25 protein-coding genes, 4 tRNA genes and 1 pseudogene are annotated in these 25,771 nt (G+C 43.9%); 24 read left to right on the top strand and 6 right to left on the bottom strand.

The features are described 5' to 3' along the window. Nucleotides 1–154: 154 nt before the first annotated feature. A complete protein-coding gene (locus NST16_RS18410; protein WP_010332613.1) occupies nt 155–532 on the top strand; it encodes a winged helix-turn-helix transcriptional regulator in 378 nt (125 codons plus the stop codon). 28 nt (nt 533–560) lie between these two features. Here NST16_RS18410 and NST16_RS18415 read toward each other — a convergent pair whose 3' ends face one another. Then, nucleotides 561–1,046, bottom strand: a complete 486-nt coding sequence (locus tag NST16_RS18415) for a spore coat protein (RefSeq protein ID WP_340887884.1) — start codon at nt 1,044–1,046, stop codon at nt 561–563. Nucleotides 1,047–1,190: 144 nt separating this feature from the next. Between NST16_RS18415 and NST16_RS18420 the strand changes: the two genes are divergently transcribed. From NST16_RS18420 to rplI, 4 genes are all read left to right on the top strand, one after another. Then, nucleotides 1,191–1,340 (top strand): hypothetical protein, encoded by a 150-nt coding sequence (locus tag NST16_RS18420; protein WP_010332611.1) that lies wholly within the window; start codon nt 1,191–1,193, stop codon nt 1,338–1,340. 224 nt (nt 1,341–1,564) lie between these two features. Further along, entirely contained in the window at nt 1,565–2,494 is a 930-nt protein-coding gene (locus tag NST16_RS18425) for a YybS family protein (RefSeq protein WP_010332610.1), read from the top strand. 36 nt (nt 2,495–2,530) lie between these two features. Further along, nucleotides 2,531–4,510: a cyclic-di-AMP phosphodiesterase GdpP gene (gene gdpP, locus NST16_RS18430; RefSeq protein WP_010332609.1), complete on the top strand. Its 1,980-nt coding sequence runs from the start codon at nt 2,531–2,533 to the stop codon at nt 4,508–4,510. Then, nucleotides 4,507–4,956: a 50S ribosomal protein L9 gene (gene rplI, locus NST16_RS18435; protein ID WP_010332608.1), complete on the top strand. Its 450-nt coding sequence runs from the start codon at nt 4,507–4,509 to the stop codon at nt 4,954–4,956. The genes gdpP and rplI overlap by 4 nt, the downstream gene beginning before the upstream one ends. Nucleotides 4,957–4,992: 36 nt before the next feature. On the opposite strand, the pseudogene NST16_RS18440 reads toward rplI, so the two are convergent. From NST16_RS18440 to NST16_RS18450, 3 genes and pseudogenes are all read right to left on the bottom strand, one after another. Further along, nucleotides 4,993–5,376, bottom strand: a pseudogene (locus NST16_RS18440) (mannosyltransferase); the annotation flags it as partial. A gap of 131 nt (nt 5,377–5,507) precedes the next feature. Next, nucleotides 5,508–6,716: a CynX/NimT family MFS transporter gene (locus NST16_RS18445; RefSeq protein WP_340887889.1), complete on the bottom strand. Its 1,209-nt coding sequence runs from the start codon at nt 6,714–6,716 to the stop codon at nt 5,508–5,510. Nucleotides 6,717–6,788: 72 nt separating this feature from the next. After that, nucleotides 6,789–6,929, bottom strand: a complete 141-nt coding sequence (locus NST16_RS18450) for a YycC family protein (protein WP_326331772.1) — start codon at nt 6,927–6,929, stop codon at nt 6,789–6,791. Nucleotides 6,930–7,049: 120 nt separating this feature from the next. Between NST16_RS18450 and NST16_RS18455 the strand changes: the two genes are divergently transcribed. Further along, a complete protein-coding gene (locus NST16_RS18455) occupies nt 7,050–7,253 on the top strand; it encodes a hypothetical protein (protein ID WP_010332605.1) in 204 nt (67 codons plus the stop codon). Nucleotides 7,254–7,304: 51 nt separating this feature from the next. On the opposite strand, the gene NST16_RS18460 is transcribed toward NST16_RS18455, so the two are convergent. Next, nucleotides 7,305–7,505, bottom strand: a complete 201-nt coding sequence (locus tag NST16_RS18460; RefSeq protein ID WP_010332604.1) for a DUF2188 domain-containing protein — start codon at nt 7,503–7,505, stop codon at nt 7,305–7,307. Between the two features lie 170 nt (nt 7,506–7,675). Here NST16_RS18460 and dnaB point away from each other — a divergent pair, with 170 nt between their 5' ends. The 13 genes from dnaB to NST16_RS18525 all read left to right on the top strand — a co-directional run bounded on the left by dnaB (nt 7,676) and on the right by NST16_RS18525 (nt 18,934). Then, entirely contained in the window at nt 7,676–9,040 is a 1,365-nt protein-coding gene (gene dnaB / locus NST16_RS18465) for a replicative DNA helicase (protein ID WP_010332602.1), read from the top strand. 119 nt (nt 9,041–9,159) lie between these two features. Then, entirely contained in the window at nt 9,160–9,579 is a 420-nt protein-coding gene (locus tag NST16_RS18470) for a VOC family protein (RefSeq protein ID WP_326196426.1), read from the top strand. Nucleotides 9,580–9,785: 206 nt separating this feature from the next. Then, a complete protein-coding gene (gene purA / locus NST16_RS18475) occupies nt 9,786–11,078 on the top strand; it encodes an adenylosuccinate synthase (RefSeq protein ID WP_010332600.1) in 1,293 nt (430 codons plus the stop codon). Between the two features lie 221 nt (nt 11,079–11,299). Continuing rightward, nucleotides 11,300–11,375, top strand: a tRNA-Lys gene (locus NST16_RS18480). A gap of 10 nt (nt 11,376–11,385) precedes the next feature. Next, a tRNA-Glu gene (locus tag NST16_RS18485) sits at nt 11,386–11,457 on the top strand. Nucleotides 11,458–11,539: 82 nt separating this feature from the next. Further along, nucleotides 11,540–11,616: transfer RNA gene (locus NST16_RS18490), tRNA-Asp, on the top strand. A 35-nt stretch (nt 11,617–11,651) separates the two neighbouring features. After that, nucleotides 11,652–11,724, top strand: a tRNA-Phe gene (locus tag NST16_RS18495). Between the two features lie 384 nt (nt 11,725–12,108). Beyond that, nucleotides 12,109–12,816: a cell wall metabolism DNA-binding response regulator WalR gene (walR, locus tag NST16_RS18500; protein ID WP_010332599.1), complete on the top strand. Its 708-nt coding sequence runs from the start codon at nt 12,109–12,111 to the stop codon at nt 12,814–12,816. Nucleotides 12,817–12,822: 6 nt separating this feature from the next. Next, nucleotides 12,823–14,658 (top strand): cell wall metabolism sensor histidine kinase WalK, encoded by a 1,836-nt coding sequence (walK, locus tag NST16_RS18505; RefSeq protein WP_010332598.1) that lies wholly within the window; start codon nt 12,823–12,825, stop codon nt 14,656–14,658. After that, nucleotides 14,648–16,015 (top strand): two-component system activity regulator YycH, encoded by a 1,368-nt coding sequence (gene yycH, locus NST16_RS18510; RefSeq protein ID WP_268449227.1) that lies wholly within the window; start codon nt 14,648–14,650, stop codon nt 16,013–16,015. Before walK ends, yycH begins: the two co-directional genes overlap by 11 nt. Then, nucleotides 16,002–16,847: a two-component system regulatory protein YycI gene (locus tag NST16_RS18515; RefSeq protein WP_010332596.1), complete on the top strand. Its 846-nt coding sequence runs from the start codon at nt 16,002–16,004 to the stop codon at nt 16,845–16,847. The genes yycH and NST16_RS18515 overlap by 14 nt, the downstream gene beginning before the upstream one ends. A gap of 14 nt (nt 16,848–16,861) precedes the next feature. Next, nucleotides 16,862–17,656, top strand: coding sequence for an MBL fold metallo-hydrolase (locus tag NST16_RS18520; protein WP_010332595.1), 795 nt, complete (start codon nt 16,862–16,864; stop codon nt 17,654–17,656). Between the two features lie 81 nt (nt 17,657–17,737). Continuing rightward, on the top strand, nt 17,738–18,934 hold the full coding sequence (locus tag NST16_RS18525) for a S1C family serine protease (RefSeq protein WP_026014636.1): 1,197 nt from the start codon (nt 17,738–17,740) through the stop codon (nt 18,932–18,934). A gap of 165 nt (nt 18,935–19,099) precedes the next feature. On the opposite strand, the gene rocR is transcribed toward NST16_RS18525, so the two are convergent. Continuing rightward, nucleotides 19,100–20,482, bottom strand: a complete 1,383-nt coding sequence (gene rocR, locus NST16_RS18530) for an arginine utilization regulatory protein RocR (RefSeq protein ID WP_340887895.1) — start codon at nt 20,480–20,482, stop codon at nt 19,100–19,102. Between the two features lie 220 nt (nt 20,483–20,702). Here rocR and NST16_RS18535 point away from each other — a divergent pair, with 220 nt between their 5' ends. From NST16_RS18535 to rocF, 5 genes are all read left to right on the top strand, one after another. Beyond that, nucleotides 20,703–20,987 (top strand): autorepressor SdpR family transcription factor, encoded by a 285-nt coding sequence (locus tag NST16_RS18535; protein WP_326196428.1) that lies wholly within the window; start codon nt 20,703–20,705, stop codon nt 20,985–20,987. Next, a complete protein-coding gene (locus tag NST16_RS18540; protein ID WP_340887897.1) occupies nt 20,987–21,619 on the top strand; it encodes an SdpI family protein in 633 nt (210 codons plus the stop codon). The genes NST16_RS18535 and NST16_RS18540 overlap by 1 nt, the downstream gene beginning before the upstream one ends. A gap of 333 nt (nt 21,620–21,952) precedes the next feature. Then, entirely contained in the window at nt 21,953–23,158 is a 1,206-nt protein-coding gene (gene rocD / locus NST16_RS18545) for an ornithine aminotransferase (RefSeq protein ID WP_268504173.1), read from the top strand. A gap of 223 nt (nt 23,159–23,381) precedes the next feature. Further along, nucleotides 23,382–24,785 carry an amino acid permease gene (locus NST16_RS18550; RefSeq protein WP_326331777.1) on the top strand — a complete coding sequence of 468 codons (1,404 nt, stop codon included), beginning with the start codon at nt 23,382–23,384 and terminating at the stop codon, nt 24,783–24,785. Nucleotides 24,786–24,858: 73 nt separating this feature from the next. Further along, on the top strand, nt 24,859–25,749 hold the full coding sequence (rocF, locus tag NST16_RS18555) for an arginase (protein ID WP_010332588.1): 891 nt from the start codon (nt 24,859–24,861) through the stop codon (nt 25,747–25,749). Nucleotides 25,750–25,771 lie beyond the last annotated feature (22 nt).

A 25,771-nucleotide genomic window follows, 5' to 3' on the forward strand; every position in this document is an offset into this window, starting at 1 on the left:
GTCTTGCTGCGGGTGTAATCATGCAAACCCTTAAAAATTGATGTGAATATAAAGCATTTTTTTTGAGTGAAAGAGGAAAGGTGTGTAAAATGCTGGGTAGGTCAGTTGCAAAATGATCTGTAGTATCAAAAAAGGTACTATTGGAGGGTCGAACATGAGCCGGAAAAATAATATTTATCCGAACAAAGAAGGCTGTCCGGTTGAATTTACACTAGATGTCATTGGCGGAAAGTGGAAAGGAATCCTTTTTTATCACATGATAGATGGCAAGAAACGGTTTAATGAGTTTCGCAAAATCTGCCCGAGTATTACTCAAAGAATGCTAACTCTGCAGCTTCGAGAGCTTGAAGCGGATGGCATTGTTCATCGCGAAGTTTATCACCAGGTGCCGCCCAAGGTTGAATATTCTCTGACAGAATTCGGGCGAACGCTTGAGCCGATTGTATTGCAAATGAAAGAATGGGGCGACGCCAACCGAGAAGCACTGGAGGCGCGTCGTTCAAACAGTTTATTAAAAGAACAGCAGAAGTAGCAGCAAAGGGAAGCCTTTGCTGCTTCTTTTATTTCATCGAAATGGCTTTATTGGCGTTTCTGACGTCATTTTTTAACAGGTCAGAAAGGTTGTAAGATGGGTAGTATCCGTGCTGATACATGTATTGATAAACGTGCGCATGCAACTTAATGGCAGCGTTCAGCTGTTTGACAAGTACGGTTCTTAATTGAGGTGTTGCTGTTTCTGTAATTGCGATGGCATAGTTGCGGACAGATGTTTTGGCAAAGCCGAGCAGGTCACCGCTGAAAAATGGGTTATCCGCACGCTCTTCTTCTTCATCATCGCGAGGCATCGGCGCCTGAGGGAAGAATGGGAGAAGCTCTCTTAAATTCTGCTCAACGGCCTGAATGGAAACGCTATAAAGCTGTCTGAGCTGAGGGTCTCTAACTTCTCTAATCATTTTCTTCAGTTTAATGAGCCCGTTTGACTGAAAAGCAACCAGCTCATGCATCTCTAATGTTTCATGCCAAGCCAACGTTCTGCGTTCATCCATGTAACAAATCTCCTTTATCAATCAGATTCTGTATCAGCATATGCCCAACGTTCAATGTTGTTCATGATGTTTTGAAGTTTTTAAAAAGGGAATCCACCTTATATAGGATACGGGTTGAGAACATCCAAAAAGAGGTGAAACACGATGTGGGACATGATAAAGAACTTTTTCTTGTTTAGCAGCGGCGTTCTGCAAGCAACAACCCTTTTACTTGTGATTTTAATATTTGTATATGTCAGAAAAACGAAGAAGAAAAACAAAGAATCTTCTGGTTTTATGGATGATAAAGAATAAGAAGTGATGGGCATTCTTTTAAAGAATGTCTTTTCGTTTGCAATGTTTCACATGAAACATTGGCGTCATTTTACTTGCGATTTGGACTTATGTTAAAATATAAAAGTAATTTTAGAGATGATATGAAAACATTGGTGCAAAACATGTTGCGGCGATGAAAAAAAGAGCAGTCGTTTATGCTGCTCTTTTCTATTCGTATGTTCAGTATGATACGAGGTGACTAAGTGAAACAAACAAGAGCATTAATGGAAGGTGCTATTTTAATCAGTTTGTTTGCGATCATCACACTGCTGGTCGTTTATGTTCCATTGATTGGAACCATTCTGTTATTTGCACTGCCGCTGCCTATGATCCTTTATACGATCAGACACGGATTGAAATTAGGATTATGGATGGGCGCTGTCAGTCTTCCTGTTGTCTTTATTGTCGGGTCCTTTAACGGACTGATTGTAGCTTTTATGTCAGCTTGTGCGGGCATAGCCATGGGGCATTTTTTCAAAAAAAGAGAACCCGGCCATGCTATTATTTCGGGTGCCCTTATTTATATGCTTTGTATCGTGTTCTATTTTGTGATAAGCATTCAGTTTTTGGGTATCAATATCATTGATGAAGCAATGACACAATATCGGCAATCACTCGATATCGTTGAATCCGTTTTGAAACAATCGGGTAATGCTGAAGAACTTGAGAAACAAATGAAACTGATGGAAGAACAATTGAGTACGGTTCAATATCTTTTTCCAACAGCTATCGTGATGGTAGGAGCCATTTTTTCTTTCCTCAGTTATCTTATCGCTAAGCCGCTCTTAAGGCGATTCTCCCCCGATATTCCTAGTCTAAAGCCTTTTAGAGAGTTGAAGTTTCCGCAAAGTGTTGTAGTACTGTATTTGTTGATTGTCATGCTGTCATTTCTGCCTTTAGAAAAAGGCCAAATGCTGTACTCTATCGCTTTAAATGGGGAGTTTATACTCGGGTTTCTTATTTTTATCCAAGGTTTATCATTTATCTTTTTCTATTGCCATAAGAAAAAATATCCAAAGGCAGTGGCCGTCATTGCAGTCATTCTTGGTCTGCTGCAACCGATTTTTATGGCAGCCATTCGCATTTTAGGCGTTATAGACATGGGCTTTAACATAAGGAATAAGGTGAAGTGAAAATGAGTTTTACTCACATGGTGGGGAGTGATAGAAATGCCAAGCTTTTATGAAAAACCGTTGTTTCGGTATCCCATCTATGCATTGATTGCTTTGTCAATCATTACAATCCTCATCAGCTTTTATTTTAACTGGATCATAGGAACCGTTGAAGTGTTGCTGCTGGCAGTTATACTGTTTTTTATAAAACGCGCGGATTCTCTTATTCGAAAAGAGATTGACGCTTATATTTCTACGTTATCCTACAGGTTGAAAAAAGTCGGGGAAGAGGCATTGATGGAAATGCCGATCGGCATCATGCTTTTTAATGATCAATACTATATAGAATGGGCAAATCCGTTTCTCTCTTCTTGCTTTAATGAAAGTACATTAGTGGGGAGATCACTTTATGATACTTGTGAATCCGTTGTGCCGCTCATCAAACAAGAGGTAGAATCGGAAACGGTTACATTGAATGACCGGAAATTTAAAGTGGTCATCAAACGGGATGAGCGTCTGCTTTATTTCTTCGATGTGACGGAACAGATACAGATTGAAAAGCAATATGAAAATGAAAGAACTGTGCTGGCCTATATTTTCCTTGATAACTACGATGATGTGACGCAAGGATTAGACGACCAGACGAGAAGCACGATGAACAGCCAAGTGACCTCTTTGCTCAACGCTTGGGCGCAGGAGTATGGAATATTCCTAAAAAGGACATCGTCAGAACGTTTTATCGCTGTGCTTAATGAGAACATTTTAACCGAACTTGAAAATTCCAAGTTTTCGATTCTGGATGAGGTACGGGAAAAAACCTCATTTGACGGCGTTGCGCTGACCTTAAGCGTCGGTGTCGGAGCTTCGGTCTCATCGCTGAAGGAGCTTGGCGATTTGGCGCAATCCAGTCTGGACTTAGCACTGGGCCGCGGCGGAGACCAGGTAGCCATTAAGCTGCCAAACGGAAAAGTAAAGTTTTACGGCGGTAAAACGAACCCGATGGAGAAGCGAACAAGGGTGCGCGCCCGCGTGATTTCTCATGCTTTAAAGGAAATTGTTTCTGAAAGCAGCAATGTGATTATCATGGGACACAAATTTCCCGACATGGATTCTATCGGTGCGGCGATCGGGATATTAAAGGTGTCACAGGCAAATAACAAAGATGGATTTATTGTGATTGATCCGAATCAAATCGGTTCAAGTGTGCAGCGCTTGATTGAGGAAATTAAAAAATATGAAGAGCTGTGGTCAAGGTTCATCACGCCTGAAGAAGCAATGGAAATTGCCAATGACGACACGCTGCTTGTCATCGTGGATACACATAAGCCGTCGCTTGTTATAGAAGAACGGCTGGTAAACAAAATTGAGCATATTGTGGTCATCGACCATCACCGCAGAGGCGAAGAATTTATCAGAGACCCGCTGCTCGTCTATATGGAGCCGTACGCTTCATCAACAGCGGAATTGGTGACAGAGCTGCTTGAGTATCAGCCGAAGCGCTTAAAAATCAATATGATTGAAGCAACGGCCCTATTAGCTGGTATAATAGTGGATACAAAGAGCTTTTCACTCCGCACTGGCTCGCGGACCTTTGATGCGGCTTCATATTTAAGAGCAAAAGGCGCCGATACGGTGCTTGTGCAGAAGTTCCTCAAAGAAACCGTTGATTCCTATATTAAACGAGCGAAGCTAATCCAGCATACGGCCCTCTATAAAGAGAACATCGCGATTGCATCACTGCCTGAGAATGAGGATGAATATTTCGATCAAGTGCTGATTGCGCAGGCTGCGGATTCTCTGTTGTCGATGAGCGAGGTTGAAGCTTCATTTGCGGTAGCAAGACGTGATGAACAAACTGTTTGTATCAGTGCACGGTCTCTTGGCGATGTGAATGTTCAGATCATCATGGAGGCGCTGGAAGGCGGAGGACATTTAACAAATGCGGCGACTCAGTTATCCGGCATTTCAGTAACAGAAGCACTGGAGCGGCTGAAGGGCGCCATAGATGAGTATTTTGAGGGAGGCGTACAAAGATGAAGGTTATTTTCTTACAAGATGTAAAAGGAAAAGGAAAAAAAGGCGAAGTGAAAAACGTAGCAGATGGTTATGCGCATAACTTTCTGATTAAAAAAGGCCTCGCGGTTGAAGCGAACGCGTCAAACATCAGTGTACTAAACGGTCAAAAGCAGAAAGAGAAAAAAGAAGCCATCGCAGAGCTTGAACAGGCAAAGAGCTTAAAAGAGACATTAGAAAAACTGACTGTTGAGCTCAGCGCGAAATCAGGTGAAGGCGGCCGTTTATTCGGATCTGTCACAAGCAAGCAAATTACTGAACAGCTTCAAAAAGACCATAACATTAAAGTGGATAAGCGGAAGCTGGAACTGCCGGACGGCATTCGTGCGTTAGGTTATACAAACGTTCCTGTGAAATTGCATCCTGAGGTGCAGGCTGTGTTAAAGGTACATGTGAAAGAAGAAGCTTAATAGAAAAGAGGCTTGGATTGATCCAAGCCTCTTTTTTTATTCTACGAGATAAAGGGTTTGCTGGCTTTCTCCGCCAGGTCCACCTTTCATGCTTTGCTGGCTGCTTGTGCTGCTCGAGGAACTGCTGTACTTGTCAGAAGATATTTCTTGGCCGTTTTTCTTGATCCAAGAAACGAGTTCAGTATTGCCTGAGTTCTTTTCTGACAGCAGGAAGTATTTCACTTTGCCCTCTTTGACTAGTTTTTTCAGATCAGAGACAGTCAGGATCGGATCTGTGCCGTTGAAGCCGCCGAGTGCCATGACAGATTCATCTGTATTGATGATATATGGCGCAGCCGTTACGGTTGTCAAAGTAGCAAATAGATACTCTTCGCCGGTATTATGCTTTCTCAGATAGGACAAGAGTCCGGTATCAACCTCTTTCACCTCTTTATGATGTCTAATTGTAAAAAACAAATATGAAAAACTTATGAATAAACCATAAAGATTCAAAGAATGACTTACAGTATTTTTCATAAAAAAGAGGCGGAGACATGTTCCCCGCCCATTTTCTATGCTAAATTTCGCTTTCTCTCTGTCTGAAGGACGTATCGATCGCGTCCTGCCCCGAGTCCTGCTGTTCCCATAACGATTAAAGCAGCAATAAGTAGCACAATCGGCATTGTCCATGAATGTGTCTGGTCAAAGAGATACCCGACAAAGATCGGCCCGATGGCAGCAAGAAGGTAGCCAAATGACTGGGACATGCCCGACAGCGCTGCAGCCTGATACGCATTTTCACTGCGGAGCCCAATGAGAGTAAGTGCCAGACTAATGCTGGAGCCTTGTCCGATACCGATAATCACCATCCAGATGGCAAGCATAGCATGGCTGCCCCCCGTTAATAATCCGCATAGACCGATCAGATAGACTGCGGTCAGCGCTGCAACGATCCCGCGCTGATGTTTCACGCGGTCAGCTAAAACCGGTGTCAGAAAAGTGGAAGGCAGACTCGCAAATTGCATGAGTGATACCAGCCATCCGGCGGTTGACGTATCAATCCCGTGTGAACGGAGAATCTCAGGAAACCAGGCGATACTGCTGTAGAATAAGAAGGATTGCAGGCCCATGAAGATGGTGACGAACCATGCCATTTTGGAAGCCCAAATCGGACTTGTTTGAAGCTGCGGCGTCTGGTTGGACACATCCCGATGGCGAAGCTGGGGTATCCAAATCAGCAAGGCTAGACATGCCAAGCCTCCCCATAAGAGAAATCCCTGTTTCCATCCGCCATCCAACTGGGCCGCTAAAGGTACGCTGATACCTGATGCTAAAGCAGCGAATATATTCATTGATGTCGTATACAGGCTGATCATGAGCCCTGGCTTTTCAGGGTATTTATGTTTGATTAAGCTTGGCAAAAGTACGTTTCCGATCGCAATTCCGATTCCGATGAGTGCCGTTCCGAAAAACAAAGCGGCAGTATAGCCGGCAGAGCGAATCAAAACACCGATAAACAGTACCAGGAGACCAAGCCATAAGGTTCGCTCATTTCCGAGACGACGTCCTAGCTTAGGCGCGAGCGGAGAAAGAACGGCAAACGAAAGCAGCGGCAGTGCGGTCAAAAACCCGGCTGCCCCGTTGGACATGTGCAGCTCTGTCCTGATGGAGCTGATGACCGGCCCAACTGAAGTGATTGCAGGTCTTAAATTAAACGCGATAAAGATAATACCGGCAATCAGCCAAAACGATTGGATTTTTTTATTTTGTGGATGTGGCAAAGCAGTTACTCCTCTTTTCTAACATATACTTAATATCATTCCGATACATGTAAGCAAGTATGCGAGTGCGGGTTATGATTTGTCCTCTTTCTGCAATTCAGCCATTTTGGCAAGCAGGATATGCTGAGGCATATGCATGATCTGTTCAAGCGGCAGATTCAAAGACTCTGCAAGCTTTTGTGCAGTTTTAGCAGAAATTTGCAAAGGTCTCACAAAGATCCCTCCTCTCTTTTGTCCATTGTACAAGAATCAGATGTGAAACGTAAGAAGATATCACAAAGGAATGGTGCAATCCGAAAATGCCCCTTATAAAAGAGATAAGGAGGGTTCAGCATGAATAAACCGTTATCATTATTAAAACAAATGCTGTATGAGCATCAGATCGACACTGAGAGAGCTGTCACATTGGAAGAATATATCGCTTTGCGGCATAAGCTTCAGGAGCTAATGGGGAAATTTGCTTCATTTGAAGAGTGGGAGCTGTATCAAAAGGCGGCGGATATCATGATGCGTACCGGATTCAAATGGATGGAATAGCGTGTCTTACCCGTTAAAAAAAGCCCCGCGGCAGCGAAGGCTTTCAGTTTGTTAGAAAGAGAGTTCCTCTTCCACATTTTTATGCTGGTCATAAATCACAAGCTTTGCCGGACTGTTCTCTTTGGCTACCTGCTTCGCTTTTTCAATTGCGGCGTCTTTAGAGGTGTATAAAGCTGTAGGCGCCACATTATCCACTGTGATAAACCAGCCGTCCACATCGACGTTGGGTGTTACGGCGTATTTTTTCAGCATATTTATTCCTCCCTCAAGTTTTATCAGTTTTTTTCCCCAGGCTGACACTGTCCGAAACTATCCAATCTGCTGACTGGAAAAAATAGGAAACAAAGAATTTTTCTATTTTTTTTCTGGATAAATGGTAAAATGGAGTTTGGAGATTTTTTAATGAGAGGACGGTGCTTAGCATGACAGACCTTCTGAATGATCGGCTGCCGCCGCAAAATATAGAAGCCGAACAAGCCGTGTTAGGCGCTATTTTTTTACAGCCGTCTGCTTTAACACTGGCTTCAGAGGTATTGATTCCAGATGATTTCTATAGAATGTCCCACCAAAAAATTTATAATGCGATGCTGGTGCTCGGAGACCGCGGTGAACCGGTTGATTTAGTTACGGTGACGTCAGAGCTTGCCAACACGGACCTGCTGGAAGAAGTGGGAGGCATATCGTATCTGACTGATATCGCAAACTCGGTGCCGACAGCGGCTAACATAGAATATTACGCAAAAATCGTTGAGGAAAAATCAATTCTTCGCCGGTTAATCAGAACAGCGACAACAATCGCTCAGGACGGATATACCCGTGAGGACGAGGTTGAAGATTTACTCAGTGAAGCGGAAAAAACGATTATGGAAGTGGCGCAGCGCAAAAATACAAGCGCCTTTCAAAATATCAAGGATGTCCTTGTTCAGACGTATGACAACATCGAACAGCTTCACAATCGAAAAGGTGATATTACCGGGATTCCAACAGGTTTTTCTGAGCTTGACCGGATGACTGCCGGATTCCAGCGCAATGACTTGATTATTGTGGCTGCCCGTCCGTCAGTAGGGAAAACGGCCTTTGCCCTGAATATCGCGCAAAACGTAGCGACGAAGACCGACGAGAGTGTAGCCATTTTCAGTCTTGAGATGGGTGCCGAGCAGCTCGTTATGCGTATGCTTTGTGCCGAGGGAAATATCAATGCCCAAAACCTTCGTACAGGAAATCTGACAGAAGAGGATTGGGGCAAGCTGACGATGGCGATGGGAAGCCTGTCCAACAGCGGAATTTATATCGATGACACACCAGGTATCCGTGTCAGTGAAATCCGTGCCAAATGCCGCCGTTTGAAGCAGGAAAGCGGTCTTGGCATGATTTTGATCGATTACCTGCAATTGATCCAGGGAAGCGGACGTTCAAAGGATAACCGTCAGCAGGAAGTATCAGAAATTTCCCGTGAACTGAAATCGATCGCCAGAGAGCTTCAAGTCCCTGTTATCGCGCTTTCTCAGCTTTCGCGTGGCGTTGAGCAGCGTCAGGATAAACGTCCGATGATGTCTGATATCCGTGAATCAGGAAGTATTGAGCAGGATGCAGATATTGTTGCGTTCCTTTATCGTGATGACTACTATGACAAAGAAACTGAGAACAAAAACATTATCGAAATCATTATTGCCAAACAGCGTAACGGCCCGGTAGGAACCGTGTCTCTTGCGTTCGTAAAAGAATACAATAAATTCGTCAACCTGGAACGGCGTTTTGACGACGCAGGTGTTCCGCCCGGTGCGTAAACCCCAAGAGCTTTTTCTTGGGGTTTTTTTCATCCAAAAGACGGAAGAGAAACCAGCCGCTTAGCGGATGTAATAATGAAAGCGGTTTAATAAAATGAGGCAAAAAGGAGAGGGTAACAATGAGGAATCGTTTTTCACAATTTCATGCCGCACAAATTCGGATAGCAAGACATACGGGCCGGCTTGATCAGATCATTCGTTTTTATGAAGAAGGGCTGGGCTTAAAACGACTTGGTGAATTTCATCAGCATAATGGGTATGACGGTGTCATGTTTGGCCTCCCCCACACCGATTACCACTTGGAATTCACCCAGCATGAAGGGGAAAGTACAGCGCCCGTGCCCCATCCAGACAGCCTGCTCGTCTTTTATGTGCCGAACGAAGAAGAAATCAAAGCCATCACTGCAAAATTAAAAAGAATGGGCTATCAGGAGGCGGAACCTGAGAACCCGTACTGGAGTCATGGAGGGGTGACAATAGAGGATCCAGACGGCTGGCGAATCGTGTTCATGAACACAAAAGGGATTTCAGACAAGTGATTCTTTCCCCCACTAAAGGATGAAAGTTTCATGAGCTTTTCGAGGAAAAGCTTTAAGAAAACGCTTCTAATATCAATTAAAGCGAACGAATGAGGATTTACAAGAATTTAATGTTCGGATTTGCAATTGACTTTCTGTTTCTTCACTGATAAACTTGATTTGTTTGAATAGAATCGTTTTTGAAAGGTTAACGGAGGTGCACGGACATGTCTTCAGTAGTTGTAGTAGGTACGCAATGGGGCGATGAAGGAAAAGGCAAAATCACAGATTTCCTATCAGAAAATGCAGAAGTGATCGCCCGTTATCAAGGCGGAAATAACGCAGGGCACACCATCAAGTTTGACGGAGTCACATACAAGCTTCACTTAATTCCGTCTGGAATTTTCTATAAAGATAAGACGTGTGTGATTGGAAACGGAATGGTTGTAGATCCAAAAGCATTAGTCACAGAGCTTGCGTATCTTCATGAGCGCAACGTCAGTACAGATAACCTGAGAATCAGCAACAGAGCTCACGTGATTCTGCCGTATCATTTGAAGTTGGATGAAGTGGAAGAAGAGCGAAAAGGAGCAAACAAGATCGGCACAACGAAAAAAGGAATCGGCCCTGCTTATATGGATAAAGCAGCCCGAATCGGCATTCGTATCGCGGATTTGTTGGATCGTGACGCGTTTGCGGAGAAACTTGAACGCAATCTTGAAGAAAAAAACCGTCTGCTTGAGAAAATGTACGAGACAGAAGGATTTAAAATAGAAGATATCTTAGATGAGTATTATGAATACGGACAGCAGATTAAGAAATATGTTTGCGATACATCAGTTGTTTTAAATGATGCGCTTGATGAAGGCCGCCGCGTGTTATTTGAAGGCGCACAAGGGGTTATGCTTGATATCGACCAAGGAACATACCCGTTTGTTACGTCATCTAACCCGGTTGCCGGCGGTGTAACCATCGGTTCAGGTGTCGGCCCGACAAAAATAAAGCACGTAGTCGGCGTCTCAAAAGCCTATACGACTCGTGTCGGCGATGGTCCTTTCCCGACTGAGCTGAAAGACGAAATTGGAGATCAAATCCGTGAAGTCGGACGTGAATATGGAACAACAACAGGCCGCCCACGCCGTGTCGGCTGGTTTGACAGTGTCGTTGTCCGCCACGCCCGCCGTGTCAGCGGAATTACAGATCTTTCTCTGAACTCAATTGACGTCCTAACAGGAATTGAAACGCTGAAAATCTGTGTGGCGTACCGCTATAAAGGCGAAATCATCGAAGAATTCCCTGCAAGCCTTAAAGCACTTGCTGAATGTGAGCCGGTATATGAAGAAATGCCGGGCTGGACTGAGGATATTACAGGTGCGAAAAGCTTGAGCGAGCTTCCTGAAAACGCGCGTCACTATCTTGAGCGCGTGTCTCAGCTGACAGGCATTCCGCTTTCTATTTTCTCTGTCGGCCCAGACCGTTCACAAACAAATGTCCTTCGCAGCGTGTATCGTGCGAACTAAGCAGAATACCCGTAAGCCCCTGTTTTCAGGGGCTTTTTTTTGTTTGAAAACTGCATATAAGTTGGTCTGAGAAAAAAATATGAAAAAAAACCAAAAAAGTTATTGCCACTTCTATTTGTTCGTGATATTATAAATCTCGTTGTTACGGAAACTACTTCAATAGAGTACAAGATAAGAACTTGATCCAAGTCGTTTGCTCTATGGAAAATCCGGCATCTTAGGAGCCATTAGCTCAGTTGGTAGAGCATCTGACTTTTAATCAGAGGGTCGAAGGTTCGAGTCCTTCATGGCTCACCATTTTTGTGAAGGCCCGTTGGTCAAGCGGTTAAGACACCGCCCTTTCACGGCGGTAACACGGGTTCGAATCCCGTACGGGTCATTGATTTACTTTAGCGTTATTGCTAAATTCCTTATTTGTCTGCGAGAGCTGACACGACAGCTCTCCAGACAAATTACTGTAAGGTCCGGTAGTTCAGTTGGTTAGAATGCCTGCCTGTCACGCAGGAGGTCGCGGGTTCGAGTCCCGTCCGGACCGCCATTTTACTTTACTTAGTAGAGAAAAATAAATCATTTGGCTCGGTAGCTCAGTTGGTAGAGCAACGGACTGAAAATCCGTGTGTCGGCGGTTCGATTCCGTCCCGAGCCACTTACCAAACGCATCTGCAATCGTAGGTGCGTTTTTTCTTTTAAGAAAAGATAGACATGCGGAGTGTTATAATAGAAGAAAAAGGGAGAACCGGCCCTGCGGCCGGTTCAAAGAAGAAGACGTCAATGAAAAGACGCACGCAGGTGAGCGGAGGTTTCATTTAAATTATCTTTTTTAAGAAAAGTTGAAAAACATGACAAAAGATAGACAACTGGTGGATGAAGGTGAAAAATGTGTTTTTTTCTAAACCTTTATTTTTTTTATCTTTTGACCTTAAACCGTTATAATAGACAAGGACCCATTGTTCTATTTGGGCCATAAGTGATGTAACGAATGTGATATAGATGAAATGAAGACCATTCGGCAGGAGGAAAATTAAAAATGATGGATAAAAAGATCCTTGTAGTAGATGATGAAAAACCGATTGCAGATATATTAGAATTCAACTTAAGAAAAGAGGGCTATGAAGTGCATTGCGCCTATGACGGAAATGAAGCCGTCGAAATGGTGGAAGAGCTTCAGCCTGATTTAATTCTTTTAGATATTATGCTTCCAAATAAAGACGGCGTTGAAGTATGCCGTGAAGTCAGAAAGAAATACGATATGCCTATCATTATGCTGACGGCTAAGGATTCAGAAATTGATAAGGTCATCGGGCTTGAAATCGGCGCTGATGACTATGTTACGAAACCGTTCAGCACACGTGAGCTTTTGGCTCGTGTGAAAGCGAACCTGCGCCGCCAGCTGACAACAGCGCCAGCGGAGGAAGAATCATCTTCCAACGACATTCATATCGGCTCCCTCGTGATCTTCCCTGACGCGTATGTAGTGTCTAAAAGAGATGAAACGATCGAATTGACCCATCGTGAGTTCGAATTGCTGCATTACCTGGCAAAACACATCGGTCAAGTCATGACACGTGAGCACTTGCTGCAAACAGTCTGGGGCTACGATTACTTTGGGGATGTCAGAACGGTTGACGTAACAGTGCGCCGCCTTCGTGAAAAAATTGAGGACAACCCAAGCCATCCAAATTGGATTGTCACACGCCGCGGTGTCGGTTATTACTTGAGAAACCCAGAACAGGACTAATGCCCAATGAATAAGGTTGGTTTTTTTCGGTCGATCCAATTTAAGATTACCTTGATTTATGTGCTTTTGATTATCATCGCGATGCAAGTCATTGGTGTGTATTTTGTCAATCAGGTAGAGAAGTCGCTGATTACATCTTATGAACAATCGCTTAATCAGCGAATCGACAACCTTTCTTATTATATTGAGCAGGAATATAAGAGTGATAATGACAGCACCGTCATTAAGGATGATGTCAGCCGTATTTTGAATGACTTCACGAAGAGTGATGAGATTCGGGAAATTACTTTTGTTGATAAAAGCTATGAAGTGGTTGGCTCTTCAAGGCCATATGGAGAAGAAGTTGCAGGGAAACAAACGACGGATCTCATTTTCAAAAGAATTTTTTCTACTAAACAGTCTTATTCTAGAAAATATTATGACCCGAAAAGCAAAATAAGAGTCCTCATTTCCGCAAAGCCCGTTACCACTGAAAACCAAGAGGTTGTCGGAGCGATTTATGTGGTAGCGAGCATGGAAGATGTCTTTGGCCAAATGAAGACCATCAACACAATACTGGCCTCCGGCACTGGTTTGGCCCTCGTTTTGACAGCCCTTCTCGGTATTTTTCTAGCCAGAACCATTACCCACCCGCTTTCAGATATGAGGAAACAGGCAATGGAGCTTGCGAAAGGGAATTTCTCCAGGAAGGTTAGAAAGTATGGTCATGATGAAATTGGACAGCTCGCCACAACGTTTAATCACTTAACGAGAGAGCTTGAAGATGCACAGGCCATGACAGAGGGTGAACGCAGAAAGCTTTCCTCTGTTATTGCTTATATGACGGACGGCGTTATTGCCACAAACCGAAACGGAGCAATTATCCTCTTGAACAGCCCGGCGCTGGAACTGCTGAACGTTTCACGTGAAACAGCTTTGGAAATGCCGATTACAAGCTTGCTGGGGATTCAAGAGAATTATACATTTGAAGATTTAGTTGAACAGCAGGACTCTATGCTGCTCGAAATTGAGCGGGACGACGAACTGACAGTGCTTCGCGTCAATTTCTCCGTGATTCAAAGGGAGCATGGCAAAATCGACGGCTTAATTGCGGTCATTTACGATGTAACCGAGCAGGAGAAAATTGATCAGGAACGCAGAGAGTTTGTGGCGAATGTATCACACGAGCTGCGCACGCCGCTTACGACAATGCGCAGTTATTTAGAGGCGTTAGCTGAAGGTGCGTGGGAAAACAAAGACATTGCACCGCGTTTCTTAATGGTGACGCAGAATGAAACAGAGCGGATGATTCGGCTTGTAAACGATTTGCTTCAGCTTTCTAAATTTGACAGCAAGGATTATCAATTTAATCGTGAGTGGATTCAAATCGTCCGATTTATGTCCCTCATTATTGATCGCTTTGAAATGACGAAGGAACAGCATGTGGAATTTATCCGCAATCTGCCGGACAGAAACCTGTATGTAGAGATTGACCAGGATAAAATTACGCAGGTACTCGATAATATTATTTCCAACGCTTTAAAATATTCTCCTGAAGGCGGACATGTCACCTTCTCGATTGACGTAAATGAAGAGGAAGAACTTCTCTATATCAGTGTTAAGGATGAAGGGATTGGGATTCCGAAAAAGGATGTCGAAAAAGTCTTTGACCGCTTCTACAGGGTCGATAAAGCGAGAACGAGAAAGCTCGGCGGTACCGGTCTGGGACTTGCCATTGCGAGGGAAATGGTTCAGGCGCACGGCGGAGATATTTGGGCAGACAGTGTAGAAGGAAAAGGCACAACGATAACGTTTACTCTTCCATATAAAGAAGAACAAGAGGATGATTGGGATGAAGCGTGAAAATATAAAAACAATATTACTTACGGTACTTGTCGTCATCAGTCTTGTTTTTACATGGAGCATATGGACATTTCAGCCTAATTTTTCTGAAGGCTCGTCATCAGCGGAGTCTATGGTGCGTGAGAAACATAAAATTGAGAAAAATACCCAAAAACTGTCTGAAACGGTAAAACCGCGGGAAATGTTTATTCATGATGACGGTGCTCATTATAAGGTCGATGATGAAACACTTTATGATGAAGTCTGGTCAGATTTGCCGCATTGGGATGTAAAAGGCATTAAAGATATATCGGATCAATATGATAAGGCCGGATTCAAGAGCTGGTTTTATGGAAGAGGCGGTTCTGCTGCCAAGCTTGATCTGCAATTCAGTGACACGATACCTATTGATATTATTCAAACGCTGCTTAAATGGTCCAATCAATCGTTTGAATACAGCTCGTTTGATCATATTATGATCCCATTCGAAGAAACAAAAACGAATAAGAAGATTTATTTGGTATCTTACAGCAAGCAGCTTATTCTGGAAGTGACGGTTGAATCAGCAAACTACCGGAATATCATGAATGATTTACAAAACAAAAAATCAAACATGCCTGCGTACAGCTTGTTTTCGATCGGAACAAAGAAAGAGTTCTTGCTTCCGAACAAATCGCTTACGATGGATAAAAAGGAATTTGTCACGGAATCAATTAAGACAAACACTTTTAAACAGGCACTGTTCAGCGATCCGAGCATCGTAAGAGAAGATTCAAATTATAATAACAGAAATGTACTCACGGATGGCATCAGCCGTTTAGATGTCAGCCTGACTCAGCGGCAGGTTCAATTTCAGCAGCGTAATTTAGTGCAGAGCACCTCGTATCAAACAGGTGAGTTAATCAAAAAGAGTCAGAAATACCTAGAGGATACAGGAAGTTGGACGGATCACTATCAATTTTTTAATATCAATGACAGCCAGCAGCTGAGTTTCTATATCTTTATGGACCAGCTCCCGGTCATTAACAGCATGTCTAAACCGTTTGGCGGCACTTCGGCGATCACCGTGCAATGGGCCAATGACGATATTCTCAGCTATAAACGGCCGAATTACAGTCTTGGAACGAATCCGATTAAAACAAGTGAAACAGAGCTGATGAGCGGCAGTGAAGTGAGGGCTCTTCTGTCCAAACAAACGGCGTATGATACGGACAAAATTGATCAGATTTTCCCTGCGTATCAGTTGGTGTCAACATCAACCAACGATGATCCTCTTGTTGAGCTTGAACCGGTTTGGGCTATGAAAATAAACGGAAAAATGGTGCCGATTACGAAGGAATTATTGACGAAGGAGGGGGCAGACAATGGAGTGGAATAAGACAAAAACAATCTTCATCGTTGCCTTCCTCATTTTAGATATTTTCTTAGGCTATCAGTTTTTTGAGAAGCGATCGATCAGTAAAGAATATGAAGTCATTAAAAACGATGTAGAGCATGACATGAAGGCAGATCATATCACGTATGAAGGTCTGGATAAGGAAGCGATAGAAGGCTATCGGATCACGGCGAATCAAAAAGTCTTCACGAAGGATGATATTGAATCACTCAAGGATCAAAAACCTATGATGGATATGCCTAGTGATGATCATAAAGTAACGAACCTAAAGATGAAGTTTACGAGCCCGATTGGCCTTTCCAAGAAAAACATAGAGGGCGATGCACAGGCGCTTGTGTCTTCTAAAATTCAAGATGGTGAAAAATACAAGCTTTGGAAGGTGGATAAATCTAAAAAAGAAATCATTTACTTCCAAACGTATGAAGGCCATTACATTTATCAGAAGACTGATAACTCCTCTAATATGATCGGACAAGTGATTTTGCATTTAAACGATAAAAACGAGGTTGTGTCATACGAGCAGTCGACCCTTGAGACCTTTAAGCAGATTCAGAAAGAGAGCTTAATTACTGAGCTTGATGCGGTTGAATTATTGTACTATCAAAATCAGTTAAAAGAATACTGCACCATAAAGAGTGTGAAATTCGGCTATGTGGCGCAATATCCGCTGACAAGTACGCAGGTGCTGGCGCCGGTATGGAGAGTTACGGTGGAGTATGATAAAAAAGTGAACGGCGAGAAAAAGAAAGTACAAGAGTATTTTACTGTGAATGCTTTGGAGAGTACGATTTTAGATACAGATCAATCAAAATAATGGAGTGAACTGAAATGAGCTTGCAATTTAGCGTACTTGCGAGCGGGAGTACGGGAAATGCGTTTTACCTGGAAACAGAGGATCACGCGTTTTTAGTGGACGCCGGTTTGAGCGGGAAAGCCATGGACGGATTAATGGCGCAAATCGGACGTAAGCTGGATGATGTGGACGGCATTTTTGTGACGCATGAACATAGTGACCATATTAAAGGCCTCGGCGTCATCGCCAGAAAGTACAAGCTTCCGATCTATGCGAACGAGAAGACGTGGAAGGCGATGGAGAACCAGATCGGCAAAATTGATACCGATCAAAAGTTTGAGTTTCCGATGGAGACGGTGAAGTCATTTGGCGGACTTGATGTAGAATCCTTTGGCGTCTCTCACGATGCGGCTGAGCCCATGTTTTATGTGTTTCATTGTAATGGGCGCAAGCTCGCGTTAATGACAGACACAGGATATGTCAGCGACCGGATGAAGGGCATTATCCGTTCGGCGAATGTGTTCGTTTTTGAAAGCAATCATGATGTCGGCATGCTGCAAATGGGAAGATACCCTTGGAGTATTAAGCGGCGCATTTTAAGTGACGTCGGGCACGTTTCAAATGAAGATGCTGCTTTGGCGATGACTGATGTCATCGGCGATGAGACATCTCGTATCTACCTCGCCCATTTGAGTCAAGACAACAATATGAAAGAGCTGGCCAGAATGTCTGTCCAGCAGACCTTGGCTTCTAAAGGGTTTGTGGCAGGCGAGACATTTGATTTGTTTGATACCGACCCGAAAAAGGCTACTCCGCTTTGCGCTGTATAATTTTTTCTTATGTAACATGACTATTATAGGAGTTTCTAATCCACAATATAACCATATCAACGTTCTCTGAAAGGATGGAATATGGTGGATTACGAGCGTGAGGAACATAATACTCCTGAACAGCCGAAGAGAAGCAAAAAAGGTTATTTTCTTTCAAGTCTGATCGGGGTGATTGTCGGCGCTGTATTGATGGCGTTTCTAATGCCATACCTTTCAAATGAGGGGTTAGATACAGGTGAGGCAGATCAGCAGCTGAACAACAGGCAGGAACCAATTCGAACAGTGAATGTCAGTGTGAACAACGCTGTCACTAAGATTGTCAGCAATGTGTCGCCAGCTGTTGTCGGTGTCGTAAACATTCAAAAAACAGATATTTGGGGAGAAAGCGGTGAGGCTGGGAGCGGCTCAGGTGTCATCTACAAGAAAAATGACAACTCAGCTTATGTCGTGACCAACCATCATGTGATCGAGGGCGCTTCCCAAATTGAAATCAGTTTAAAAGACGGTTCGCGCGTGTCTGCTGAACTTGTCGGCAGCGACCAGCTGATGGATCTTGCCGTCTTGCGGGTGAAAAGCGATAAAATCAAAGCCGTCGCTGATTTTGGCAATTCAGATAAAGTGAAATCAGGCGAACCGGTAATTGCGATCGGCAATCCGTTAGGCCTTGAATTTGCAGGCTCTGTCACACAGGGCGTCATTTCGGGAACAGAGAGAGCGATTCCGGTTGATTCCAATGATGACGGTCAGCCTGACTGGAATGCAGAGGTGCTGCAAACCGATGCGGCCATTAACCCGGGGAACAGCGGCGGCGCTTTGTTAAATATGGACGGAAAAGTCATCGGCATCAATTCAATGAAAATCGCGGAGTCAGCGGTTGAAGGGATTGGACTGTCTATTCCATCTAAACTTGTGATTCCGGTGATAGAGGATTTAGAGAAATACGGCAAAGTGAAGCGTCCGTTCCTTGGCATTGAAATGAAATCGTTAAATGATATCGCAAGCTACCATTGGGATGAAACGCTGAAGCTTCCTAAACATGTGACCAACGGAGCGGTGATAATGGGTGTAGATGCCTTTTCACCTGCCGGAAAAGCGGGACTCAAGGAGCTGGATGTCATCACTGAATTTGACGGGCAAAAAGTAAATGATATTGTGGATCTTCGGAAGCGGCTTTATCAAAAACGTGTCGGTGATCGGGTGAAGGTGACGTTTTACCGAGGCGGAAAAGAAAAGTCCGTTGAAGTGAAACTGTCTTCCGCAGATCAGTTAGGAAGATAATAGAAGCAGTCTGGCACCAATGCCAGGCTGTTTTTTTATGCAAAAAAGCGGAACGGGGGTCACGCCCGTTCCATAGAAAATACATGGATGTTACACGTGAAACAGTGTGTAAGGGCTTGTCAGCTTTCCATTTTCAGCGTTTATTTTATGTATGATTACTGGTTGTTATTTTGCGTGCAGAGAAAACTTCTTCAGCCGGTATTGCAGGCTTTGTCTGCTGATGCCGAGCTCCTGGGCGGTTTTTGAAATGTTATGGCCGTGTTTTCTTAGAATGTTCTCGATTACATATTTTTCGAAGCTCTCCATTTTTTCTTTTAAATCAGCTGTTGGCTGATGCCCTTCGGTTTCTGGCTCCGATGTGTCAGCCGGCTTGATTTTCATGCGGTATTGATATGGCAGATGGTTAGCCGTAATCATTTGTTCATCTGTCATGAAATTCATCGCACCCTCGATCATATGCTCAAGCTCGCGAATATTGCCCGGCCAATCATAGGATAAGAAAAATTGCTTCACATCTTCACTGATCTGTTCGACATTCATTTGAAATAGGTGGTTGTTTTTCTGGATGAACTCCGACGCGAGAAGCAAAATGTCCTCTTTGCGCTCCCGAAGAGGCGGGATGATCAGCGTCACGACGCTCAGCCTGTAATACAAGTCCTTCCGCATTCGTTCTCCCGCAATGGCATCAATCGGGTTTTCATTCATCGTAGCGATAATGCGCACGTCAATCGGTGTATCCTTGGTCGAACCAATGCGTCTGATTTTCCGTTCTTGCAGGGCACGCAGCAATTTTGCCTGCAAGCTCAAATTCAGCGAGTTGATTTCATCTAACAGAAGTGTGCCGCCATGGGCTTGCTCAAACAGGCCAGGCTGGTCAACGGCACCTGTAAACGCACCTTTTTTCGTCCCGAACAGGATGCTTTCCACCAGGCTGTCAGGCAGAGCCGCACAGTTTTGAGAAATAAACGGGCCGCTTGATCGGTCGCTGCCGTTATGGATACTTTGTGCGAACAGCTCTTTTCCCGTGCCGGTTTCACCTGCGAGAAGCACCGATGAAGATGTTCGGGTCGCCCGCTTGGCGTTTTCAATGACATCCTGAATCGCCGGACTGGTGCCGAGAATACTGTCAAATGTGTACGTCGCGTTTCCTTTTTTATTCATATTCTCTCTGATAAGGCGTTCAAGCTTTGTCACATCCTTGGCAATTTCGACAGCGCCTTTGATTTCGCCGTCTTGGACAATCGGATATGTATGATTGATCGTCGTGATTTCTTGGCCTTTATTATTGAAATAGCTTTGCTTTACATTGTTGATCGTTTTGCCTTCCTGAAGGGCTTGCACAAGCGTGCTGTCCTGCTGCTTCGAAAACATAAATACATCCATCAGGTTTTTATTTAAGACGTCCTGCTTCTCCATATCTTCAATCTGCATCATTTTGTTGTTATAAACAATCGTGTTTCCATGCTTGTCCACCACGTGCAGGCCGACATCAATTTCATCCAGAATGCTCTGAAACACTAATGTGAGGAATTCGCTGTCTTTGACCAAAGTATAAACCTCCCTCATTTATTTTCTTAATATTGCTTCTATTTTATAAAAGAATGGAGAGGATATGCAAAAGAATTTTGCACTTATGATTCGGTTACAGTTAATCCTTTATCACAAAGGGAGGAATTACTTATATTGTATATTGACTGGAAAAACAAGATGATTTAGTATTTAGGTAAATATCTAAATGGTAATGTTTCCTAAATGGAGGGAGAATTATTTGAATAAGGCTTTTAAAGCTCTGGCCGATCCTACAAGGAGAAGGATTCTGGATTTATTAAAACAACAAGATTTAACAGCCGGGCAAATTGCTGACCAATTTGATATGACAAAACCTAGTATTTCTCATCACTTAAATATTTTAAAAAACACTGATTTAGTTCGAGATCAAAAAAAGGGACAATATATTATTTATTCTTTAAATACGACTGTACTTCAAGATCTTATTGGCTGGTTTTTTTCCCTTACAGATACAGACCATGACAAGAAGGAAGGTGAAGAATAATGAAAAAATATCTCTTTGCACTAATTATGATAGCATTAACAGTTTTAGCGTGGATTATAACATATTCACAATTACCAAATGAATTGGCAACACATTGGGGAATAAGCGGTGAAGCAGATGATTTTTCTAAGAAACCTGCCGCTATAGCCACATTGGTAGGTATAATGATAATTCAATATATTCTTATGGTGCTTATTCCTAAAATTGATCCCCGGCAAAACTATACGGCCTTTACTCGTGCATACTTAACTATTTTTAATACCATGTTTCTCGTTTTATTTATCATTAATTTGATTACAATATTGACGGGGTTAGGTGTAAAACTTCCTATTCCATATTTAGGATCATTTATTCTTGGAGCTATATTTATGGTTTTCGGTAATTTTCTTCAGCAGGTTAGACCAAATTTTTTCTTGGGAATTAGAACTCCTTGGACATTAAGCAGTGAAAATGTATGGAGACTTACCCATAGGTTGAGTTCAAGAATATTTGTCCTAGCCGGAATCATTATTGTTTTAACTGCATTTATTCCTGAGTCTTTTACCGAGCCAATTATTTTTATAGCAGCAATAGGCAGCATACTCTTCTCGGTATTCGTATCTTATTTCATATTTCAAAAAGAACTGAGCTAAGAACTATAGATTAAAAGGCGTAATCATCATACAGACTTACGCCTTTTTATATTGTAACGAATACGTATTCTTTTAACATGTCATTCTTGTATCAATTACAGGAATTCTTCTTATCGGACTTGTGTATACCTTTTTTGTTGAAGATATTCATTCGAAAATGCAAAAGAATTTTGCACTAAAAGAAAATCCCGCTCAAAATATCTGAATATTTTTGCACCCTTGCCTCGAATATTGTAGAAAATACACGAATGTGCGAGTTGGCACGAAACTTGCATTTATAAAAAGGGAAAGCAGGATATAGTGTGGAAACAGAAAACAAGGGGGAATTCAAATATGCCAGCTTTATCAAAATCCAAAGAAATTATTGATCAGACGTCTCACTATGGTGCCAACAATTATCATCCACTGCCGATTGTTATTTCTGAAGCGCTGGGTGCTTGGGTAAAGGACCCGGAAGGCAATGAATATATGGATATGCTAAGTGCTTATTCTGCGGTGAATCAGGGACACAGACATCCGAAGATCATTCAGGCATTAAAGGATCAGGCTGATAAAATTACGCTGACGTCTCGCGCGTTTCACAACGATCAGCTCGGACCGTTTTACGAAAAGACGGCTAAGCTGACGGGTAAAGAGATGATTTTGCCAATGAATACGGGGGCTGAAGCGGTTGAGTCTGCGGTAAAAGCAGCGAGGCGCTGGGCTTATGAAGTGAAAGGCGTAGCCGACAATCAAGCGGAAATTATCGCATGTGTCGGGAACTTCCATGGCCGGACGATGCTGGCGGTTTCTCTTTCTTCCGAAGAAGAGTATAAAAGAGGATTCGGCCCGATGCTTCCGGGAATCAAATTAATCCCTTACGGAGATGCGGAAGCGCTGCGTCAGGCGATTACGCCAAACACAGCGGCATTCTTATTTGAACCGATTCAAGGCGAAGCGGGCATTGTGATTCCGCCTGAAGGGTTTTTGCAGGAAGCGGCGGCGATTTGTAAGGAAGAGAATGTGCTGTTGATTGCCGATGAAATTCAGACGGGTCTCGGACGTACAGGCAAGACATTCGCTTGTGACTGGGATGGCATTGATCCTGATATGTACATTTTGGGGAAAGCGCTTGGCGGCGGTGTGTTCCCGATCTCATGCATTGCGGCGGACCGCGACGTTTTAGGCGTGTTTAACCCGGGCTCACACGGCTCCACATTTGGCGGAAATCCACTGGCGTGTGCGGTGTCCATCGCCTCACTGGAAGTGCTGGAAGATGAAAAGCTGGCGGAGCGTTCTCTTGAGCTTGGCGAGTATTTTAAACAAGAGCTGGAGAGCATTGATAACCCTATCATTAAAGAAGTCCGCGGCAGAGGGCTGTTTATCGGTGTGGAACTGACGGAAGCGGCGCGTCCGTATTGTGAGCGTTTAAAAGATGAAGGACTTTTATGCAAGGAAACGCATGATACCGTCATTCGTTTTGCCCCGCCATTAATCATTTCCAAAAAGGATTTGGATTGGGCGATTGAAAAAATTAAGCATGTGCTGCAAAAGGCATAAATCCGCATCATGGCGGGATATTCACTTCGTTTGTATAAATTTACAACATAAAAATTAGCACTCCCTATTTGCTCAGCTACAGTATTTTAGTATAATGTATCTTTATGAGAAGAAGTGAATTTTATATTAAATAGATAGAGACTCTTTGGACAGCAAACTGGGATACGCACCATGTAGATGTTCCAGCTTAGATCCAATACAAGTTGCTGAAGGGGTGCAGAATGTGAATACGAACCAAGATAACGGAAATCAGCTCCAGCGGACAATGAAATCTCGCCACTTGTTTATGATTTCATTGGGCGGAGTGATCGGAACCGGTTTCTTCCTGGGAACCGGGTTTACCATTAACCAAGCAGGGCCGCTCGGTGCGGTTCTGTCCTATTTAGTGGGCGGCTTTATCATGTTTTTGACCATGCTTTGCTTAGGGGAGCTTGCGGTCGCCTTTCCTGTGTCGGGGTCCTTCCAGACCTATGCGACAAAATTTATCAGCCCGGCCTTCGGATTTGCGTTTGGCTGGCTGTACTGGCTCGGCTGGGCGGTTACATGCGCTATTGAATTTTTATCAGCGGGACAGCTGATGCAACGCTGGTTTCCGCATGTGGAGGTCTGGATCTGGTGTCTGGTCTTTGCGGCCCTCATGTTTACCTTAAATGCGATAACCGCGAAAGCCTTTGCAGAATCTGAATTTTGGTTTTCGGGCATTAAAATATTGATTATCCTTTTATTTATTATTCTCGGCGGAGCCGCTATGTTCGGCTTCATTGACCTAAAAGGCGGAGAGCAAGCACCGTTTCTGGCGCATTTTTATGAAGATGGGTTATTCCCGAACGGCATAAAAGCAATGCTGATCACAATGATTACTGTGAACTTCGCGTTCCAGGGAACAGAGCTGATCGGGGTTGCTGCGGGAGAAAGTGAAAACCCTGAAAAAACGATTCCGCGGTCAATCAGACAGACGGTTTGGAGAACACTGGTCTTCTTTGTTCTATCAATCGTTGTCATTGCGGGCATGATTCCGTGGAAACAGGCGGGAGTCGTGGAGAGTCCGTTTGTTGTCGTATTTGAGCAAATCGGAATTCCATACGCTGCTGACATCATGAACTTTGTGATTTTAATCGCGCTGCTATCCGTTGCAAACTCAGGTTTATACGCATCGACACGTATCCTGTTCGCGATGGCGAATGAAGGACAGGCCTTCAAAGCGATTGGCAAGACAAATAAACGCGGTGTGCCGATGAACGCGTTAATCGTGACGATGGCTGTTGCCTGCCTGTCACTTCTGACAAAATTTGCGCAGGCTGAAACCGTATATATGGTGCTTCTATCTTTGGCGGGCATGAGCGCACAGGTCGGCTGGATTACGATTTCGCTTTCCCAAATCATGTTTAGACGCAAATATATCCGTGAAGGCGGCAAGACGGAAGATTTGAAATTTAAAACACCGCTATATCCGGTGCTTCCGCTGATCGGTCTAACGTTAAATACAGTCGTTCTCATCAGTCTCGCGTTTGATCCGGAGCAGCGTATCGCGCTGTATTGCGGAGTACCGTTTATGGTCATTTGCTACATCATTTATCATGTCGTCATTAAAAAACGCAAGCAGGCAAATCGTCAGCTAGAGCTTTAAAAACGTTGTCCGCAAGTCATCTTTGTTATAACCCGCATAGGACATTATCTTATATGTTGAGGTGGAATCACAGATGGATAAAACGATTTCGGTTATTGGAATGCCAATGGATTTAGGACAAGCACGACGCGGAGTGGACATGGGACCAAGTGCCATCCGGTATGCCCATCTGATTGAGAGGCTGTCAGAAATGGGTTATACGGTTGAAGATCTCGGGGACATTCCGATCAGCCGTGAAAAGATCAAAAACGATGAAGAACTGAAAAACCTAAATTCTGTACTGGCAGGAAACGAAAAGCTCGCTCAAAAGGTGAACACCGTGATTGAAGAGAAAAAATTCCCGCTTGTTCTGGGAGGCGATCACAGTATCGCGATCGGCACGCTCGCAGGTACAGCGAAGCATTACGATAAGCTCGGCGTCATCTGGTATGACGCGCACGGTGACCTGAATACGCTTGAAACATCACCTTCAGGCAATATTCACGGCATGCCGCTTGCGGTCAGCCTCGGCATCGGGCACGAGTCACTGGTTAACCTTGAAGGCTACGCGCCTAAAATCAAACCGGAACATGTCGTCATTATCGGCGCCCGGTCACTTGATGAAGGAGAGCGCCAGTATATTAAGGAAAGCGGCATGAAGGTGTACACGATGCATGAAATCGACCGTCTCGGCATGACAAAGGTGATCGAAGAAACCCTTGATTATTTATCAGACTGCGACGGCGTCCATCTCAGCCTAGATCTGGACGGACTTGATCCAAACGACGCACCGGGTGTCGGAACCCCTGTCGTCGGCGGCATCAGCTACCGCGAAAGCCACCTGGCTATGGAAATGCTGTATGACGCAGGCATCATCACCTCAGCTGAATTCGTTGAGGTCAACCCGATCCTTGATCACGAAAACAAGACTGGCCAAACAGCAGTAGAGCTCGTAGAATCCCTGCTAGGGAAGAAATTGCTGTAGACATGTGAAAACCCCCGCATCC

Origin of the sequence: Bacillus sp. FSL K6-1005, from assembly GCF_038000225.1 — a bacterium.
Classification (GTDB): domain Bacteria; phylum Bacillota; class Bacilli; order Bacillales; family Bacillaceae; genus Bacillus; species Bacillus mojavensis.

What these genes read in the sequence shown, in the direction of transcription:
- walR (WP_010332599.1), top strand. Translation starts at nt 12,109, where the DNA reads ATGGATAAAAAGATCCTTGTAGTAGATGATGAAAAACCGATTGCAGAT.
- NST16_RS18515 (WP_010332596.1), top strand. Translation starts at nt 16,002, where the DNA reads ATGGAGTGGAATAAGACAAAAACAATCTTCATCGTTGCCTTCCTCATT.
- dnaB (WP_010332602.1), top strand. Translation starts at nt 7,676, where the DNA reads ATGACAGACCTTCTGAATGATCGGCTGCCGCCGCAAAATATAGAAGCC.
- NST16_RS18460 (WP_010332604.1), bottom strand. Translation starts at nt 7,505, where the DNA reads ATGCTGAAAAAATACGCCGTAACACCCAACGTCGATGTGGACGGCTGG.
- NST16_RS18455 (WP_010332605.1), top strand. Translation starts at nt 7,050, where the DNA reads ATGAATAAACCGTTATCATTATTAAAACAAATGCTGTATGAGCATCAG.
- rplI (WP_010332608.1), top strand. Translation starts at nt 4,507, where the DNA reads ATGAAGGTTATTTTCTTACAAGATGTAAAAGGAAAAGGAAAAAAAGGC.
- purA (WP_010332600.1), top strand. Translation starts at nt 9,786, where the DNA reads ATGTCTTCAGTAGTTGTAGTAGGTACGCAATGGGGCGATGAAGGAAAA.
- NST16_RS18415 (WP_340887884.1), bottom strand. Translation starts at nt 1,046, where the DNA reads ATGGATGAACGCAGAACGTTGGCTTGGCATGAAACATTAGAGATGCAT.
- NST16_RS18540 (WP_340887897.1), top strand. Translation starts at nt 20,987, where the DNA reads ATGAAAAAATATCTCTTTGCACTAATTATGATAGCATTAACAGTTTTA.
- NST16_RS18420 (WP_010332611.1), top strand. Translation starts at nt 1,191, where the DNA reads ATGTGGGACATGATAAAGAACTTTTTCTTGTTTAGCAGCGGCGTTCTG.
- walK (WP_010332598.1), top strand. Translation starts at nt 12,823, where the DNA reads ATGAATAAGGTTGGTTTTTTTCGGTCGATCCAATTTAAGATTACCTTG.
- gdpP (WP_010332609.1), top strand. Translation starts at nt 2,531, where the DNA reads ATGCCAAGCTTTTATGAAAAACCGTTGTTTCGGTATCCCATCTATGCA.
- NST16_RS18410 (WP_010332613.1), top strand. Translation starts at nt 155, where the DNA reads ATGAGCCGGAAAAATAATATTTATCCGAACAAAGAAGGCTGTCCGGTT.
- rocD (WP_268504173.1), top strand. Translation starts at nt 21,953, where the DNA reads ATGCCAGCTTTATCAAAATCCAAAGAAATTATTGATCAGACGTCTCAC.
- NST16_RS18525 (WP_026014636.1), top strand. Translation starts at nt 17,738, where the DNA reads ATGGTGGATTACGAGCGTGAGGAACATAATACTCCTGAACAGCCGAAG.
- yycH (WP_268449227.1), top strand. Translation starts at nt 14,648, where the DNA reads ATGAAGCGTGAAAATATAAAAACAATATTACTTACGGTACTTGTCGTC.
- rocF (WP_010332588.1), top strand. Translation starts at nt 24,859, where the DNA reads ATGGATAAAACGATTTCGGTTATTGGAATGCCAATGGATTTAGGACAA.
- NST16_RS18470 (WP_326196426.1), top strand. Translation starts at nt 9,160, where the DNA reads ATGAGGAATCGTTTTTCACAATTTCATGCCGCACAAATTCGGATAGCA.
- NST16_RS18520 (WP_010332595.1), top strand. Translation starts at nt 16,862, where the DNA reads ATGAGCTTGCAATTTAGCGTACTTGCGAGCGGGAGTACGGGAAATGCG.